Origin of the sequence: Pseudomonas floridensis (assembly GCF_002087235.1) — a bacterium.
In the GTDB taxonomy this organism is placed as follows: domain Bacteria; phylum Pseudomonadota; class Gammaproteobacteria; order Pseudomonadales; family Pseudomonadaceae; genus Aquipseudomonas; species Aquipseudomonas floridensis.
Window position 1 is genome coordinate 20,077 of the sequence record NZ_MUIO01000023.1, and the last position, 12,936, is coordinate 33,012.

Genomic DNA, 12,936 nt, shown 5'->3' on the forward strand with positions numbered 1-12,936 from the left:
CTCATGAGGTTTACAACATGACTATTGGTGTAGTCGGTCGTAAATGCGGTATGACCCGTATTTTCACCGAAGAAGGTGTCTCCATTCCGGTCACGGTCATTGAGATCGAGCCGAATCGCGTCACTCAGTTCAAAACCGAAGAAACCGATGGCTATCGTGCAGTGCAAGTCACTGTCGGCGAGCGTCGCGCTTCGCGTGTTACAGCCGCTCAGGCTGGCCACTTCGCTAAAGCGAACGTAGCCGCCGGTCGTACCATCATGGAATTCCGTCTTGAAGAAGGCGATTACCAGGCTGGCGATCTGATCAACGCTGAAATCTTCGCTGCTGGTCAACTGGTTGATGTGACCGGTCAGTCCAAGGGTAAAGGCTTCCAGGGTACGATCAAGCGCTGGAATTTCCGTGGTCAGGATAACACCCACGGTAACTCCGTCTCCCACCGCGTCCCGGGCTCTATCGGCCAGTGCCAGACTCCTGGTCGTGTATTCAAGGGCAAAAAAATGTCCGGTCATATGGGCGCTGAGCGCGTGACCGTGCAGTCCCTGGAAGTAGTGCGCGTGGACGCTGAACGCAATCTGTTGTTGGTCAAGGGTGCTGTTCCTGGCGCTACTGGCGGCAACCTGGTTGTACGTCCGGCAGCCAAGGCTCGCGGTTAAGGGGAAGCTGACATGCAATTAAATGTAAATGACGCTCAAGCAATCGAAGTTTCCGAACTGACATTTGGCGGCGAATTCAACGAGACGCTGGTTCACCAGGCAGTCGTGGCCTACATGGCTGGCGGTCGTCAGGGTAGCAAGCAGCAGAAGACCCGTTCTGACGTTTCTGGTGGCGGTAAGCGCCCATGGCGTCAAAAGGGTACTGGCCGTGCTCGTGCCGGTACTATCCGTAGCCCAATCTGGCGTGGCGGCGGTACCACTTTCGCAGCTCGTCCTCAGGATCACTCTCAGAAGCTCAACAAGAAGATGTATCGCGCAGCACTGCGCTCCATCCTTGCTGAACTGGTTCGTACTGATCGTCTGGTCGTGGTTCAGGACTTCGCTGTTGAAGCACCGAAAACCAAAGACTTGCTGAGCAAGCTGAATGGCATGGGTCTGACTGACGTCCTGATCGTGTCTGACGCTGTTGACCAGAATCTGTACCTGGCTGCTCGTAACCTGCCGCACGTTGATGTTCGTGACGTACAGGGTTCCGATCCAGTTAGTCTGATCGCATACGACAAAGTGTTGATCACTGTGTCGGCCGTGAAGAAATTCGAGGAGCTGCTGGGATGAACCAGGAACGCGTATTTAAAGTTCTACTTGGCCCGCACGTTTCCGAAAAGGCCACGGTTCTGGCTGACAAGAAAGGCCAGTTCGTTTTCAAGGTTGCAACTGACGCAACCAAGCTGGAAATCAAGAAGGCCGTCGAAAGCCTGTTCAGCGTGAAAGTAGAGCGTGTTACTACCCTGAATGTTCTGGGTAAGAGCAAGCGCACTGCTCGCGGTCTGGGCAAGCGTAATGACTGGAAGAAGGCAGTTATCTCCCTTCAGCCAGGCCAAGATCTCGATTTCAGCAGCAGTGCTGAGTAAGGAAGGGGTGCATCATGGCAATCGTTAAATGCAAACCGACTTCCCCTGGCCGCCGTTTTGTGGTCAAGGTGGTCAACCAGGAGCTGCATAAAGGCGCTCCTCACGCACCGCTGCTCGAGAAAAAATCGAAGTCTGGTGGTCGTAACAACAATGGCCGTATCACTACACGTCACGTGGGTGGTGGTCATAAGCAGCATTATCGTCTGGTCGACTTCCGTCGCAACGACAAAGATGGCATCGCTGCCACTGTCGAGCGTATCGAATACGATCCAAACCGTACTGCTCACATTGCTCTGCTGCTTTACGCAGACGGCGAGCGCCGTTACATCATCGCCCCTAAAGGCGTGAGTGCTGGCGACCAGCTGATTGCGGGTGCTCTGGCACCAATCAAGCCGGGCAACGCTCTTCAACTGCGCAACATTCCAGTTGGTAGCACCGTACACGGCATCGAATTGAAGCCAGGTAAAGGCGCACAGATCGCTCGTTCTGCTGGTGCATCCGCACAGCTGATCGCTCGTGAAGGTGTGTACGTAACCCTGCGTCTTCGCTCCGGTGAAATGCGTAAAGTACTGGCTGAATGCCGTGCAACGCTTGGCGAAGTCTCGAACTCCGAGCACAGCCTGCGTTCGCTGGGTAAAGCAGGTGCCAAACGCTGGCGTGGCGTTCGCCCAACCGTTCGTGGTGTTGCCATGAACCCGGTTGACCACCCACATGGTGGTGGTGAAGGTCGTACCTCTGGTGGTCGTCATCCGGTATCGCCGTGGGGCTTCCCGACTAAGGGCGCGAAGACTCGTGGTAATAAGCGTACCGACAAAATGATCGTCCGTCGTCGCAAGTAAATAGAGGGATACGACAGTGCCACGTTCTCTGAAAAAAGGTCCTTTTATTGATCTTCACCTACTGAAGAAGATCGAAGTGGCGGCGGAAAAGAACGATCGCAAACCAGTTAAGACCTGGTCGCGTCGTTCGATGATCCTGCCACAAATGGTCGGTTTGACCATTGCAGTGCATAACGGTCGTCAGCATGTTCCCGTTCTCGTGAGCGAAGACATGGTCGGCCATAAACTGGGCGAGTTTGCCGGTACCCGCACATATCGTGGGCACGTGGCAGACAAGAAAGCCAAGCGTTAAGGGGTAAGGAACGATGGAAGTAGCCGCTAAGTTGTCGGGCGCTCGAATCTCCGCCCAGAAAGCCCGCTTGGTCGCCGACCAGATCCGCGGGAAGAAGGTGGGCGAAGCGCTCAACCTGTTGGCTTTCAGCAGTAAGAAAGCCGCCGAGATCCTGAAGAAAGTGCTGGAGTCGGCTGTAGCCAACGCCGAGCATAACGAAGGCGCAGACGTTGATGACCTGAAGGTCTCCACCGTTTTCGTCAACGAAGGGCGTTCGCTGAAGCGCATCATGCCACGTGCCAAAGGCCGTGCTGATCGCATCGTCAAGCGGTCTTGCCATATCACTGTCAAGGTTGCTGACAAGTAACGGAGTCGAAGAGATGGGTCAGAAAGTACATCCCATTGGCATTCGCCTGGGAATCGTCAAGGAGCACACCTCCGTCTGGTACGCAGATGGTCGGACTTATGCGGACTATTTGTTCGCTGATCTGAAGGTGCGTGAGTATCTCCAAGACAAACTAAAAAGCGCGTCCGTAAGCCGTATCGATATCCATCGTCCGGCTCAGACTGCACGTATCACCATCCACACCGCTCGTCCCGGCATCGTGATCGGCAAGAAAGGTGAAGATGTTGAGAAACTGCGTCAGGACCTGACCAAGCAAATGGGTGTGCCTGTGCACATCAATATCGAAGAGATCCGCAAGCCGGAGCTCGACGGTATGCTGGTTGCGCAGAGCGTAGCTCAGCAGCTGGAGCGCCGTGTAATGTTCCGTCGCGCTATGAAGCGCGCTGTACAGAACGCAATGCGCATTGGTGCCAAAGGCATCAAAATCCAAGTGAGCGGTCGTCTCGGCGGTGCTGAAATCGCACGTACTGAATGGTATCGCGAGGGTCGTGTTCCATTGCACACCCTGCGTGCCGACATCGACTATGCCAACTACGAAGCTCACACCACTTATGGTGTGATCGGTGTAAAGGTTTGGATCTTCAAAGGCGAAGTAATTGGTGGTCGCCAAGAAGAACTGAAACCACAAGCACCAGCGCCTCGTAAAAAAGCTGCTAAGTAAGGGGTACGCCAAATGTTGCAACCAAAGCGTACGAAGTTCCGCAAGCAGATGACCGGCCACAACCGTGGTCTGGCACTGCGCGGTAGCAAAGTCAGCTTCGGCGAGTTCGCGCTGAAGTCTGTTGCTCGCGGTCGTCTCACCGCTCGTCAGATCGAGTCAGCGCGTCGTGCTCTGACCCGTCACGTAAAGCGTGGCGGCAAGATCTGGATCCGTGTATTCCCGGACAAGCCTGTTACCAAGAAGCCACTCGAAGTTCGTATGGGTAAAGGTAAGGGTAACGTCGAATACTGGGTTGCCCAGATTCAGCCAGGCAAAGTCCTGTATGAAATCGAGGGTGTTACTGAAGAGCTGGCGCGTGAGGCTTTCGCCCTGGCTGCTGCAAAGCTGCCACTCGCCACCTCCTTTGTTAAGCGGACGGTGATGTGATGAAAGCGAATGAACTTCGTGAAAAATCAGCACAGCAGCTGAACGAGCAACTGCTCGGCCTGCTGCGCGACCAGTTCAATCTGCGTATGCAGAAAGCAACTGGCCAGTTGGGGCAGTCTCACCTGCTCTCGCAAGTTAAGCGTGACATCGCTCGCGTGAAGACTGTGCTCAACCAGCAGGCAGGTAAGTAATCATGGCTGAAGCCGAAAAAACCGTCCGTACGCTGACTGGCCGTGTCGTCAGCGACAAGATGGACAAGACCATCACCGTTCTGATTGAGCGTCGCGTCAAGCACCCAATCTACGGTAAATACGTTAAGCGTTCGACTAAGCTGCACGCGCACGACGAAACCAATCAGTGCCATATCGGCGACAAGGTCACTATTCGTGAAACTCGTCCGGTAGCCAAGACCAAGTCTTGGGCATTGGTTGATATCCTCGAACGCGCTGTGGAAGTCTAAGGGCTAAGGGTCGGAGAAATTATATGATTCAGACTCAATCCATGCTCGATGTGGCCGATAACAGCGGCGCTCGCCGCGTTATGTGCATCAAGGTGCTGGGTGGCTCCCATCGTCGTTACGCTGGTATCGGTGACATCATCAAAGTAACCGTTAAGGAAGCAATTCCTCGCGGCAAGGTGAAAAAAGGCCAAGTGATGACTGCTGTCGTAGTCCGCACTCGCCATGGCGTTCGTCGTGCAGACGGCTCCATCATCCGCTTCGATGGCAACGCTGCTGTTCTGTTGAACAACAAGCAAGAGCCGATCGGTACCCGTATCTTTGGGCCAGTGACCCGTGAACTTCGTACTGAGAAGTTCATGAAGATCGTCTCGCTCGCCCCAGAAGTTCTGTAAGGAGATCCGACATGCAAAAGATTCGTCGTGACGACGAGATCATCGTGATCGCCGGCAAAGACAAAGGTAAGCGCGGTAAGGTGCTCAAGGTTCTCGCTGACGACCGTCTGGTCGTTGGTGGGATCAACCTGGTGAAGCGTCATACCAAGCCTAACCCGATGTCGGGCGTACAGGGCGGTATCGTCGAGAAAGAAGCGCCACTGCACGCTTCCAACGTCGCCATTTTCAACGGCGCAACCAACAAGGCTGACCGCGTTGGTTTCAAAGTTGAAGACGGCAAGAAAATTCGTGTCTTCAAGTCGACCCAAAAAGCGGTTGATGCTTGAACACTGCTAGGTAGAAGACCATGGCACGACTAAAAGAGATTTACCGGAAGGAAATCGCTCCGAAGCTTAAGGAAGAACTTAAGCTCGCGAACGTGATGGAAGTTCCGCGCGTTACCAAAATCACCCTGAACATGGGTTTGGGCGAAGCGATCGGCGACAAAAAAGTCATCGAGCACGCTGTTGCTGACCTGGAAAAGATCACCGGTCAAAAAGTCGTTGTGACTTACGCTCGGAAGTCCATCGCTGGCTTTAAAGTCCGTGAAGGATGGCCGATTGGCGTCAAAGTGACTCTGCGCCGCGATCGTATGTACGAATTCCTGGATCGTCTGCTGTCGATCTCCCTGCCTCGGGTTCGCGACTTCCGCGGCCTGAATGCCAAGTCCTTCGATGGTCGTGGTAACTACAGCATGGGCGTGAAAGAGCAGATCATTTTCCCGGAAATCGATTACGACAAGATCGATGCTCTCCGCGGTCTGGACATCACCCTGACCACCACTGCCAAGAACGATGATGAAGGTCGCGCACTGCTGCGTGCTTTCAAATTCCCGTTCCGCAACTGATTGGAGTAGGAAAATGGCCAAGAAGAGCATGAAAAACCGTGAGCTGAAGCGTCAGGTCACAGTTGCCAAGTACGCCAAGAAGCGTGCCGAGCTGAAAGCTATCATCGTTGATCTGGAAGCAACTCCGGAAGCGCGTTGGGAAGCTACCGTAGCTCTGCAGAAGCAACCACGTGACGCAAGCGCATCGCGCATGCGTAACCGTTGCCGCATCACCGGTCGTCCACACGGCGTTTACCGCAAGTTCGGCCTCGGCCGTAACAAGCTGCGTGAAGCTGCCATGCGTGGCGACGTACCAGGTCTGGTCAAAGCCAGCTGGTAAGGCGCAACTCTCGCCTCAATCCGATCGACGGCGCACGTTGTCGGTTGGAATGAAGCCTGAATGTGAATCAAGCCCCTTTTGGGGCTTGATTCATTTCTGGGGTAGGACTAGAATTGCCGGCTCGCCTGAGCCCGTGTTTTTCACTTGCCCGGAAAATCTCGGCGATAAGCTGTAGCCGTAAGGCTAATTATTTTGTTTTAGGAGCGTCTAGCCCATGAGTATGCAGGACCCGTTAGCGGACATGCTAACTCGTATCCGTAATGCCCAGATGGCTGAAAAGCCCGTCGTAAGCATGCCATCTTCCACGTTGAAGGTTGCTGTAGCAAAAGTCCTGAAGGACGAAGGCTACATTGCGGGTTATCAGATCAGCAGCGAAGTTAAGCCATCGCTGTCCATCGAGCTTAAGTACTTCGAAGGCCGTCCGGTCATCGAAGAAGTTAAGCGCGTCAGCCGTCCAGGCTTGCGTCAGTACAAGTCCTCCGATGATCTGCCAAAAGTTCGTGGCGGTCTGGGTGTGTCTATCGTCTCCACCAACAAAGGTGTGATGACGGATCGTGCTGCGCGCGCTGCCGGTGTCGGCGGCGAAGTGCTTTGCACAGTGTTCTAAGGGGGGATAAGCATGTCACGCGTCGCTAAGAACCCCGTTAAGCTGCCATCCGGCGTCGAAGTCAAACTCGTCGGCCAGCTGCTTTCGGTGAAGGGTGCCAAGGGCACTCTGGAACTGAACATCCATTCGTCCGTTGAGATTGTTGAAGAAGCTGGTGAGCTGCGTTTCGCTGCTCGCAATGGCGATCAACAAACCCGCGCAATGGCAGGCACAACTCGTGCACTGGTTAACAACATGGTCCAGGGCGTAAGCCAAGGCTTCGAGCGTAAGCTCCAGCTGGTCGGTGTTGGTTACAAGGCGCAAGCAAAGGGCACGGTCCTGAACCTGGCACTTGGCTTCTCGCACCCGGTGGATTACGAATTGCCTAATGGCATCACCGCTGAGACCCCCAACCAGACCGATATCCTGATTCGCGGTATCGATAAGCAGTTGGTTGGTCAAGTGGCCGCTGAGATCCGCGACTTCCGCCGTCCTGAGCCTTACAAAGGCAAAGGTGTGCGTTACGCGGACGAAGTCGTCCGCCGTAAAGAAGCCAAGAAGAAGTAGGGCATAGCAAATGACCGTCAAAAAAGTTACCCGACTGCGTCGCGCTCGCAAAGCACGCCTGAAAATGCACGAGCTAGAAGTCGTGCGTCTCTGCGTGCACCGCTCTTCGCAGCACATTTATGCCCAGGTCATTTCGGCCGACGGCAGCAAAGTCCTGGCAAGTGCCTCGACTTTGGACAAAGAACTGCGTGATGGCGCCACTGGCAACATCGACGCGGCCACTAAGGTTGGCAAGCTGGTCGCCGAGCGTGCAAAAGCCGCGGGCGTATCGCAAGTGGCTTTCGACCGTTCTGGCTTCAAGTACCACGGCCGTGTCAAAGCGCTGGCTGATGCTGCTCGTGAAGGCGGGCTGGAGTTCTAAGTTATGGCAAATAACGACCAAAAACGCGACGAAGGCTACATCGAGAAGCTGGTTCAAGTTAACCGCGTGGCCAAAACCGTAAAAGGCGGCCGTATCTTCACTTTCACTGCGTTGACCGTAGTGGGTGATGGTAAAGGGCGTGTTGGCTTCGGCCGTGGCAAGTCACGTGAAGTGCCTGCTGCAATCCAGAAAGCGATGGAAGCTGCTCGCCGCAACATGATCCAGGTGGATCTGAACGGCACAACTCTGCAGTACGCAATGAAGTCCGCCCATGGCGCTTCGAAGGTTTACATGCAGCCTGCTTCTGAAGGTACCGGTATCATCGCTGGCGGCGCTATGCGCGCAGTGCTGGAAGTTGCTGGTGTCCAGAACGTGTTGGCCAAGTGCTATGGCTCGACTAACCCTGTAAACGTGGTTCACGCCACTTTCAAGGGTCTGAAGGGCATGCAGTCTCCTGAGTCCATTGCTGCCAAGCGCGGCAAGCGTGTTGAGGAGATCATCTGATCATGGCTACCGTAAAAGTAACGCTGATCAAAAGCATGACCGGCCGCATCCCTAACCACAAATTGTGCGTTAAGGGTTTGGGTCTGCGTCGCATCGGTCACACTGTAGAAGTCCTGGATACTCCCGAAAATCGCGGGATGATCAACAAGGCTTACTACATGCTGCGAGTCGAGGGTTAATCGATGAAACTCAATGATCTGAGTCCAGCGCCGGGTTCCCGTCGCGAAAAGCATCGTCCGGGCCGTGGTATCGGTAGCGGTTTGGGTAAGACTGGTGGCCGTGGCCACAAAGGTCAGACCTCCCGCTCCGGTGGCACCATTGCTCCGGGCTTTGAGGGCGGCCAACAGCCGCTGCATCGTCGCCTGCCAAAATTCGGTTTCGTTTCCCTGAAAGCCATGGACCGCGCAGAAGTGCGTCTGTCCGAGCTGGCTAAAGTGGAAGGCGACATCGTAACTGTGCAGACCCTGAAGGATGCCAACGTGATTAACCAGAACGTACAGCGTGTGAAAATCATGCTGTCGGGCGAAGTTACTCGCGCTGTCACCATCAAAGGTATCGCCGCCACCAAAGGTGCGCGTGCGGCTATCGAAGCAGCTGGCGGCAAGTTCGAGGAATAAATGGCTAAGCAAGGTGCTCTCTCTGCGCTCGGCAAAGGCGGTATGTCTGAACTCTGGGCTCGTCTGCGTTTTCTGTTCCTGGCGATTATCGTCTACCGAATAGGCGCACACATCCCGGTTCCAGGTATCAACCCGGACCGACTCGCAGAACTGTTTCGACAGAATGAGGGGACCATTCTTAGCTTGTTCAACATGTTTTCCGGCGGCGCGCTGGAACGGATGAGTATCTTTGCACTGGGGATCATGCCGTACATTTCGGCATCGATCATCATGCAGCTGATGACCGCCGTCAGCCCGCAACTGGAGCAGTTGAAGAAGGAAGGTGAAGCTGGCCGTCGCAAGATCAGCCAGTACACCCGCTATGGCACCGTTGTCCTGGCTCTGGTTCAAGCTGTCGGCATGTCCGTCGGCCTGGCCAGTCAGGGCGTAGCGTTTTCTGGCGACCTGGGTTTCCATTTTGTGGCCGTAACCACCTTCGTGGCAGGTGCGATGTTCATGATGTGGCTGGGCGAGCAGATTACCGAGCGCGGTGTCGGCAACGGTATCTCGATGTTGATTTTCGCAGGTATCGTCGCCGGTCTTCCGAGAGCGATAGGGCAGTCTTTCGAGTCTGCACGTCAGGGTGATATCAATATCTTCGCTCTGGTCGCAATCGGTTTGCTGGCAGTAGCGATCATCGGTTTCGTGGTGTTCATTGAGCGTGGTCAGCGTCGTATCGCTGTTCACTACGCCAAGCGTCAGCAGGGCCGCAAGGTCTTCGCTGCGCAGACAAGCCACTTGCCGCTGAAAGTGAACATGGCTGGTGTGATTCCGGCCATTTTTGCGAGCAGCATTTTGCTGTTTCCGGCTTCGTTGGGGTCCTGGTTCGGTCAGTCTGAAGGTCTGGGCTGGTTGCAGGACATCTCGCAGTCGATCGCTCCTGGTCAGCCGTTGAATATTCTGCTGTTTAGTGCAGGGATTATTTTCTTCTGCTTCTTCTATACGGCGTTGATGTTCAATCCGAAAGACGTAGCGGAAAACCTGAAGAAGTCCGGTGCCTTTATTCCGGGTATTCGTCCAGGCGAGCAGTCGGCGCGCTACATTGATGGCGTTCTGACTCGTTTGACCATGTTCGGTGCTCTTTATATGACGGCCGTGTGCCTGCTTCCCCAGTTCCTGGTGGTTGCGGCAAACGTACCGTTCTACCTTGGCGGGACCTCGTTGCTGATCGTGGTCGTGGTTGTGATGGACTTTATGTCTCAAGTGCAATCTCACCTCGTTTCGCACCAGTATGAATCCCTGATGAAGAAAGCCAACCTGAAGGGCTACGGTGGCAGCGGCGGTATGCTGCGCTGAAGCACCCCTAAGGTTCGAGGAGTTGGTGATGAAAGTTCGTGCATCGGTGAAAAAGCTGTGCCGTAACTGCAAGATTATTCGCCGCGAAGGTGTTGTTCGAGTAATTTGCAGCGCGGAACCACGTCATAAGCAGCGCCAAGGCTGATTGTGATTTGTGCTTAAGCCCAGCAGCTAGTGCGCTGCTGGGTTGATTATTTGTTACTACAGCGATATTATCTCGCGCCCTATTTCTTGGCTTCCGGGGCGTAGGTAGCTGTCAATTGGAGTCCCACTGAATGGCCCGTATTGCAGGCGTTAACATTCCAGATAACAAGCATACTGTTATCTCGCTGACCTACATCTATGGTGTTGGTCGCACCACTGCACAGAAAATTTGTGCAACCACCGGGGTTAACCCGGCGGCGAAGATCAAAGATCTGAGCGACGAGCAGATTGAACAGCTGCGTGGCGAAGTGGCGAAGTTCACCACTGAAGGTGACCTGCGTCGCGAAATCAACATGAAAATCAAGCGCTTGATGGACCTGGGCTGCTACCGCGGTCTGCGTCATCGTCGGGGTCTTCCAGTACGCGGTCAGCGTACCAAGACCAACGCGCGTACTCGCAAAGGTCCGCGTAAGCCGATCCGCAAGTAATCGCTCCAGCGCAACGACAGGAATTTAGTCATGGCAAAACCTGCTGCTCGTCCTCGTAAAAAAGTTAAAAAGACAGTGGTTGATGGCATCGCCCACATCCACGCGTCGTTTAACAACACAATCGTCACCATTACCGATCGTCAAGGTAACGCTCTTTCCTGGGCTACCTCTGGCGGTTCGGGTTTCCGTGGTTCCCGCAAGTCCACGCCGTTCGCTGCTCAGGTAGCTGCTGAACGTGCTGGTCAAGCTGCGCTGGAGTACGGTCTGAAGAACCTCGACGTCAATGTCAAGGGTCCAGGCCCAGGTCGTGAATCCGCTGTCCGTGCATTGAACGGCTGTGGCTATAAGATCGCCAGCATCACCGACGTGACGCCAATCCCGCACAACGGGTGCCGTCCGCCGAAGAAGCGCCGCGTGTAATCCAGGAGACTGTAAAAAATGGCTCGTTACATTGGTCCAAAATGCAAACTTGCTCGTCGTGAAGGCACCGATCTCTTTCTGAAGAGCGGCGTTCGCGCTATCGAATCCAAGTGCAACATCGAAGCAGCTCCAGGCATCCACGGTCAGCGCCGCGGTCGCCAGTCCGATTACGGTACTCAGCTGCGTGAAAAGCAAAAAGTCCGTCGTATCTACGGCGTTCTCGAGCGTCAGTTCAGCGGCTACTACAAAGAAGCCGCCGGCAAGAAAGGCGCAACAGGTGAGAACCTGCTGCAGCTGCTCGAATGCCGTCTGGACAACGTTGTATACCGCATGGGCTTCGGCTCGACTCGTGCCGAATCCCGTCAGTTGGTTTCGCACAAGTCTGTTAGCGTCAACGGCAAAACCGTTAACGTTCCTTCTTACCAGGTTCGTGCTGGCGACGTCGTTGCTATCCGCGAAAAGGCTAAGAACCAACTGCGTATTGTCCAGGCTCTCGATCTGTGTGCCCAACGTGGCCGCGTAGAATGGGTAGAAGTAGACACTGAGAAGAAATCGGGCGTTTTCAAGAACGTACCAGCTCGCAGTGATCTATCCGCCGACATCAACGAAAGCCTGATTGTCGAGCTCTACTCCAAGTAAGGGCTAGAAAATAGGTGCATCCATGCAGATTTCGGTAAATGAGTTCCTGACACCCCGCCATATTGATGTGCAGGTTGTCAGTCCAACCCGCGCCAAGATCACTCTCGAGCCTCTCGAGCGTGGTTTTGGCCATACCCTGGGCAACGCGCTTCGCCGCATTTTGTTGTCCTCCATGCCCGGCTGTGCAGTAGTCGAGGCCGAGATTGACGGTGTACTCCATGAGTACAGCGCCATCGAAGGTGTACAGGAAGACGTCATTGAAATCCTGTTGAACCTTAAAGGTCTGGCTATCAAGCTGCACGGTCGAGACGAAGTTACGCTGACCTTGTCGAAGAAGGGTTCGGGGGTGGTTACCGCTGCCGATATTCAGCTGGATCATGATGTCGAGATCGTTAACCCCGATCACGTAATCGCTAACCTGGCGTCTAACGGCGCCTTGAACATGAAGCTCACCGTAGCTCGTGGTCGTGGTTATGAGCCGGCAGACTCGCGTCAAAGCGATGAAGACGAAAGCCGCAGCATTGGTCGCTTGCAGCTCGACTCTTCGTTCAGCCCGGTTCGCCGTATCGCATACGTGGTTGAAAACGCCCGTGTCGAGCAGCGTACTAACCTGGACAAGCTGGTTATTGATCTGGAAACCAACGGTACCCTGGATCCTGAAGAGGCCATTCGCCGCGCTGCAACCATTCTGCAACAGCAGTTGGCTGCGTTCGTCGACCTCAAAGGCGACAGCGAACCAGTGGTAATCGAACAGGAAGACGAGATCGATCCGATCCTGCTCCGTCCGGTTGACGATTTGGAACTGACTGTACGTTCGGCTAACTGCCTTAAGGCGGAGAACATCTACTACATTGGTGACCTGATTCAGCGCACCGAAGTAGAGCTGTTGAAAACTCCGAACCTTGGGAAGAAGTCTTTGACTGAGATCAAAGACGTTCTGGCCTCCCGTGGTCTGTCCCTCGGCATGCGCCTCGACAACTGGCCGCCGGCAAGTCTTAAGAAGGACGACAAGGCTACGGCCTGATCGTCGTAATCACCGAACGTGAGTTTG

26 protein-coding genes are annotated in these 12,936 nt (G+C 54.6%); all 26 read left to right on the plus strand.

All coding sequences use genetic code 11. The features are described 5' to 3' along the window. Positions 1–17 precede the first annotated feature (17 nt). The 26 genes from rplC (at position 18) to BZK31_RS08710 (ending at position 12,909) form a co-directional block, all read left to right on the plus strand. Positions 18–653, plus strand: coding sequence for a 50S ribosomal protein L3 (gene rplC, locus BZK31_RS08585; RefSeq protein ID WP_024687032.1), 636 nt, complete (start codon positions 18–20; stop codon positions 651–653). A gap of 12 nt (positions 654–665) precedes the next feature. Further along, the gene (rplD, locus tag BZK31_RS08590) at positions 666–1,268 is read left to right on the plus strand and encodes a 50S ribosomal protein L4 (RefSeq protein WP_004883668.1); all 603 of its coding nucleotides are present in this window, start codon (positions 666–668) and stop codon (positions 1,266–1,268) included. After that, positions 1,265–1,564: a 50S ribosomal protein L23 gene (rplW, locus tag BZK31_RS08595; RefSeq protein WP_002555488.1), complete on the plus strand. Its 300-nt coding sequence runs from the start codon at positions 1,265–1,267 to the stop codon at positions 1,562–1,564. The genes rplD and rplW overlap by 4 nt, the downstream gene beginning before the upstream one ends. Before the next feature lie 14 nt (positions 1,565–1,578). Further along, positions 1,579–2,403 (plus strand): 50S ribosomal protein L2, encoded by an 825-nt coding sequence (gene rplB / locus BZK31_RS08600; protein WP_007924198.1) that lies wholly within the window; start codon positions 1,579–1,581, stop codon positions 2,401–2,403. Positions 2,404–2,419: 16 nt separating this feature from the next. After that, a complete protein-coding gene (gene rpsS / locus BZK31_RS08605; RefSeq protein ID WP_004883670.1) occupies positions 2,420–2,695 on the plus strand; it encodes a 30S ribosomal protein S19 in 276 nt (91 codons plus the stop codon). A 13-nt stretch (positions 2,696–2,708) separates the two neighbouring features. Continuing rightward, positions 2,709–3,041 (plus strand): 50S ribosomal protein L22, encoded by a 333-nt coding sequence (gene rplV, locus BZK31_RS08610; protein ID WP_002555485.1) that lies wholly within the window; start codon positions 2,709–2,711, stop codon positions 3,039–3,041. A 13-nt stretch (positions 3,042–3,054) separates the two neighbouring features. Then, a complete protein-coding gene (rpsC, locus tag BZK31_RS08615; RefSeq protein ID WP_003176422.1) occupies positions 3,055–3,741 on the plus strand; it encodes a 30S ribosomal protein S3 in 687 nt (228 codons plus the stop codon). 12 nt (positions 3,742–3,753) lie between these two features. Continuing rightward, entirely contained in the window at positions 3,754–4,167 is a 414-nt protein-coding gene (rplP, locus tag BZK31_RS08620) for a 50S ribosomal protein L16 (RefSeq protein ID WP_002555482.1), read from the plus strand. Further along, complete coding sequence (gene rpmC, locus BZK31_RS08625) at positions 4,167–4,358, plus strand: 50S ribosomal protein L29 (RefSeq protein WP_002555481.1); 192 nt, start codon at positions 4,167–4,169, stop codon at positions 4,356–4,358. The genes rplP and rpmC overlap by 1 nt, the downstream gene beginning before the upstream one ends. 2 nt (positions 4,359–4,360) lie before the next feature. After that, entirely contained in the window at positions 4,361–4,627 is a 267-nt protein-coding gene (rpsQ, locus tag BZK31_RS08630) for a 30S ribosomal protein S17 (RefSeq protein ID WP_002555480.1), read from the plus strand. A 23-nt stretch (positions 4,628–4,650) separates the two neighbouring features. Beyond that, positions 4,651–5,019: a 50S ribosomal protein L14 gene (gene rplN / locus BZK31_RS08635; RefSeq protein ID WP_002555479.1), complete on the plus strand. Its 369-nt coding sequence runs from the start codon at positions 4,651–4,653 to the stop codon at positions 5,017–5,019. An 11-nt stretch (positions 5,020–5,030) separates the two neighbouring features. Further along, on the plus strand, positions 5,031–5,345 hold the full coding sequence (gene rplX, locus BZK31_RS08640; protein ID WP_002555478.1) for a 50S ribosomal protein L24: 315 nt from the start codon (positions 5,031–5,033) through the stop codon (positions 5,343–5,345). A gap of 20 nt (positions 5,346–5,365) precedes the next feature. Next, positions 5,366–5,905, plus strand: coding sequence for a 50S ribosomal protein L5 (gene rplE, locus BZK31_RS08645; protein ID WP_004883677.1), 540 nt, complete (start codon positions 5,366–5,368; stop codon positions 5,903–5,905). 13 nt (positions 5,906–5,918) lie between these two features. Next, positions 5,919–6,224, plus strand: a complete 306-nt coding sequence (rpsN, locus tag BZK31_RS08650; protein WP_083182303.1) for a 30S ribosomal protein S14 — start codon at positions 5,919–5,921, stop codon at positions 6,222–6,224. Between the two features lie 214 nt (positions 6,225–6,438). Next, positions 6,439–6,831, plus strand: coding sequence for a 30S ribosomal protein S8 (gene rpsH / locus BZK31_RS08655; RefSeq protein WP_004883681.1), 393 nt, complete (start codon positions 6,439–6,441; stop codon positions 6,829–6,831). Between the two features lie 12 nt (positions 6,832–6,843). Further along, positions 6,844–7,377 (plus strand): 50S ribosomal protein L6, encoded by a 534-nt coding sequence (gene rplF, locus BZK31_RS08660; RefSeq protein ID WP_083182304.1) that lies wholly within the window; start codon positions 6,844–6,846, stop codon positions 7,375–7,377. 10 nt (positions 7,378–7,387) lie between these two features. Continuing rightward, positions 7,388–7,738: a 50S ribosomal protein L18 gene (rplR, locus tag BZK31_RS08665; RefSeq protein ID WP_002555473.1), complete on the plus strand. Its 351-nt coding sequence runs from the start codon at positions 7,388–7,390 to the stop codon at positions 7,736–7,738. Between the two features lie 3 nt (positions 7,739–7,741). After that, positions 7,742–8,242 (plus strand): 30S ribosomal protein S5, encoded by a 501-nt coding sequence (gene rpsE, locus BZK31_RS08670; RefSeq protein WP_024687031.1) that lies wholly within the window; start codon positions 7,742–7,744, stop codon positions 8,240–8,242. A 2-nt stretch (positions 8,243–8,244) separates the two neighbouring features. After that, entirely contained in the window at positions 8,245–8,421 is a 177-nt protein-coding gene (rpmD, locus tag BZK31_RS08675) for a 50S ribosomal protein L30 (RefSeq protein WP_003186033.1), read from the plus strand. Positions 8,422–8,424: 3 nt separating this feature from the next. Then, positions 8,425–8,859, plus strand: a complete 435-nt coding sequence (gene rplO / locus BZK31_RS08680; protein ID WP_004883688.1) for a 50S ribosomal protein L15 — start codon at positions 8,425–8,427, stop codon at positions 8,857–8,859. Continuing rightward, positions 8,860–10,194: a preprotein translocase subunit SecY gene (gene secY / locus BZK31_RS08685; protein WP_004883689.1), complete on the plus strand. Its 1,335-nt coding sequence runs from the start codon at positions 8,860–8,862 to the stop codon at positions 10,192–10,194. A gap of 28 nt (positions 10,195–10,222) precedes the next feature. Then, positions 10,223–10,339: a 50S ribosomal protein L36 gene (rpmJ, locus tag BZK31_RS08690; protein ID WP_002555468.1), complete on the plus strand. Its 117-nt coding sequence runs from the start codon at positions 10,223–10,225 to the stop codon at positions 10,337–10,339. Positions 10,340–10,469: 130 nt separating this feature from the next. Next, positions 10,470–10,826, plus strand: a complete 357-nt coding sequence (rpsM, locus tag BZK31_RS08695; RefSeq protein WP_004883692.1) for a 30S ribosomal protein S13 — start codon at positions 10,470–10,472, stop codon at positions 10,824–10,826. A gap of 30 nt (positions 10,827–10,856) precedes the next feature. Then, complete coding sequence (gene rpsK, locus BZK31_RS08700) at positions 10,857–11,246, plus strand: 30S ribosomal protein S11 (RefSeq protein WP_002555466.1); 390 nt, start codon at positions 10,857–10,859, stop codon at positions 11,244–11,246. An 18-nt stretch (positions 11,247–11,264) separates the two neighbouring features. Beyond that, positions 11,265–11,885 (plus strand): 30S ribosomal protein S4, encoded by a 621-nt coding sequence (gene rpsD / locus BZK31_RS08705; protein WP_002555465.1) that lies wholly within the window; start codon positions 11,265–11,267, stop codon positions 11,883–11,885. A 22-nt stretch (positions 11,886–11,907) separates the two neighbouring features. After that, a complete protein-coding gene (locus BZK31_RS08710) occupies positions 11,908–12,909 on the plus strand; it encodes a DNA-directed RNA polymerase subunit alpha (RefSeq protein WP_003176403.1) in 1,002 nt (333 codons plus the stop codon). The last annotated feature ends 27 nt before the right edge of the window (positions 12,910–12,936 follow it).

What these genes read in the sequence shown, in the direction of transcription:
- rplC (WP_024687032.1), top strand. Translation starts at nt 18, where the DNA reads ATGACTATTGGTGTAGTCGGTCGTAAATGCGGTATGACCCGTATTTTC.
- secY (WP_004883689.1), top strand. Translation starts at nt 8,860, where the DNA reads ATGGCTAAGCAAGGTGCTCTCTCTGCGCTCGGCAAAGGCGGTATGTCT.
- rpmC (WP_002555481.1), top strand. Translation starts at nt 4,167, where the DNA reads ATGAAAGCGAATGAACTTCGTGAAAAATCAGCACAGCAGCTGAACGAG.
- rplX (WP_002555478.1), top strand. Translation starts at nt 5,031, where the DNA reads ATGCAAAAGATTCGTCGTGACGACGAGATCATCGTGATCGCCGGCAAA.
- rpsK (WP_002555466.1), top strand. Translation starts at nt 10,857, where the DNA reads ATGGCAAAACCTGCTGCTCGTCCTCGTAAAAAAGTTAAAAAGACAGTG.
- rplB (WP_007924198.1), top strand. Translation starts at nt 1,579, where the DNA reads ATGGCAATCGTTAAATGCAAACCGACTTCCCCTGGCCGCCGTTTTGTG.
- rpsD (WP_002555465.1), top strand. Translation starts at nt 11,265, where the DNA reads ATGGCTCGTTACATTGGTCCAAAATGCAAACTTGCTCGTCGTGAAGGC.
- rpsN (WP_083182303.1), top strand. Translation starts at nt 5,919, where the DNA reads ATGGCCAAGAAGAGCATGAAAAACCGTGAGCTGAAGCGTCAGGTCACA.
- rpsE (WP_024687031.1), top strand. Translation starts at nt 7,742, where the DNA reads ATGGCAAATAACGACCAAAAACGCGACGAAGGCTACATCGAGAAGCTG.
- rplF (WP_083182304.1), top strand. Translation starts at nt 6,844, where the DNA reads ATGTCACGCGTCGCTAAGAACCCCGTTAAGCTGCCATCCGGCGTCGAA.
- rpsQ (WP_002555480.1), top strand. Translation starts at nt 4,361, where the DNA reads ATGGCTGAAGCCGAAAAAACCGTCCGTACGCTGACTGGCCGTGTCGTC.
- rpsM (WP_004883692.1), top strand. Translation starts at nt 10,470, where the DNA reads ATGGCCCGTATTGCAGGCGTTAACATTCCAGATAACAAGCATACTGTT.
- rpsH (WP_004883681.1), top strand. Translation starts at nt 6,439, where the DNA reads ATGAGTATGCAGGACCCGTTAGCGGACATGCTAACTCGTATCCGTAAT.
- rplW (WP_002555488.1), top strand. Translation starts at nt 1,265, where the DNA reads ATGAACCAGGAACGCGTATTTAAAGTTCTACTTGGCCCGCACGTTTCC.
- rplO (WP_004883688.1), top strand. Translation starts at nt 8,425, where the DNA reads ATGAAACTCAATGATCTGAGTCCAGCGCCGGGTTCCCGTCGCGAAAAG.
- rplN (WP_002555479.1), top strand. Translation starts at nt 4,651, where the DNA reads ATGATTCAGACTCAATCCATGCTCGATGTGGCCGATAACAGCGGCGCT.
- rpmJ (WP_002555468.1), top strand. Translation starts at nt 10,223, where the DNA reads ATGAAAGTTCGTGCATCGGTGAAAAAGCTGTGCCGTAACTGCAAGATT.
- rpmD (WP_003186033.1), top strand. Translation starts at nt 8,245, where the DNA reads ATGGCTACCGTAAAAGTAACGCTGATCAAAAGCATGACCGGCCGCATC.
- rpsC (WP_003176422.1), top strand. Translation starts at nt 3,055, where the DNA reads ATGGGTCAGAAAGTACATCCCATTGGCATTCGCCTGGGAATCGTCAAG.
- rplR (WP_002555473.1), top strand. Translation starts at nt 7,388, where the DNA reads ATGACCGTCAAAAAAGTTACCCGACTGCGTCGCGCTCGCAAAGCACGC.
- BZK31_RS08710 (WP_003176403.1), top strand. Translation starts at nt 11,908, where the DNA reads ATGCAGATTTCGGTAAATGAGTTCCTGACACCCCGCCATATTGATGTG.
- rplP (WP_002555482.1), top strand. Translation starts at nt 3,754, where the DNA reads ATGTTGCAACCAAAGCGTACGAAGTTCCGCAAGCAGATGACCGGCCAC.
- rplE (WP_004883677.1), top strand. Translation starts at nt 5,366, where the DNA reads ATGGCACGACTAAAAGAGATTTACCGGAAGGAAATCGCTCCGAAGCTT.
- rplD (WP_004883668.1), top strand. Translation starts at nt 666, where the DNA reads ATGCAATTAAATGTAAATGACGCTCAAGCAATCGAAGTTTCCGAACTG.
- rplV (WP_002555485.1), top strand. Translation starts at nt 2,709, where the DNA reads ATGGAAGTAGCCGCTAAGTTGTCGGGCGCTCGAATCTCCGCCCAGAAA.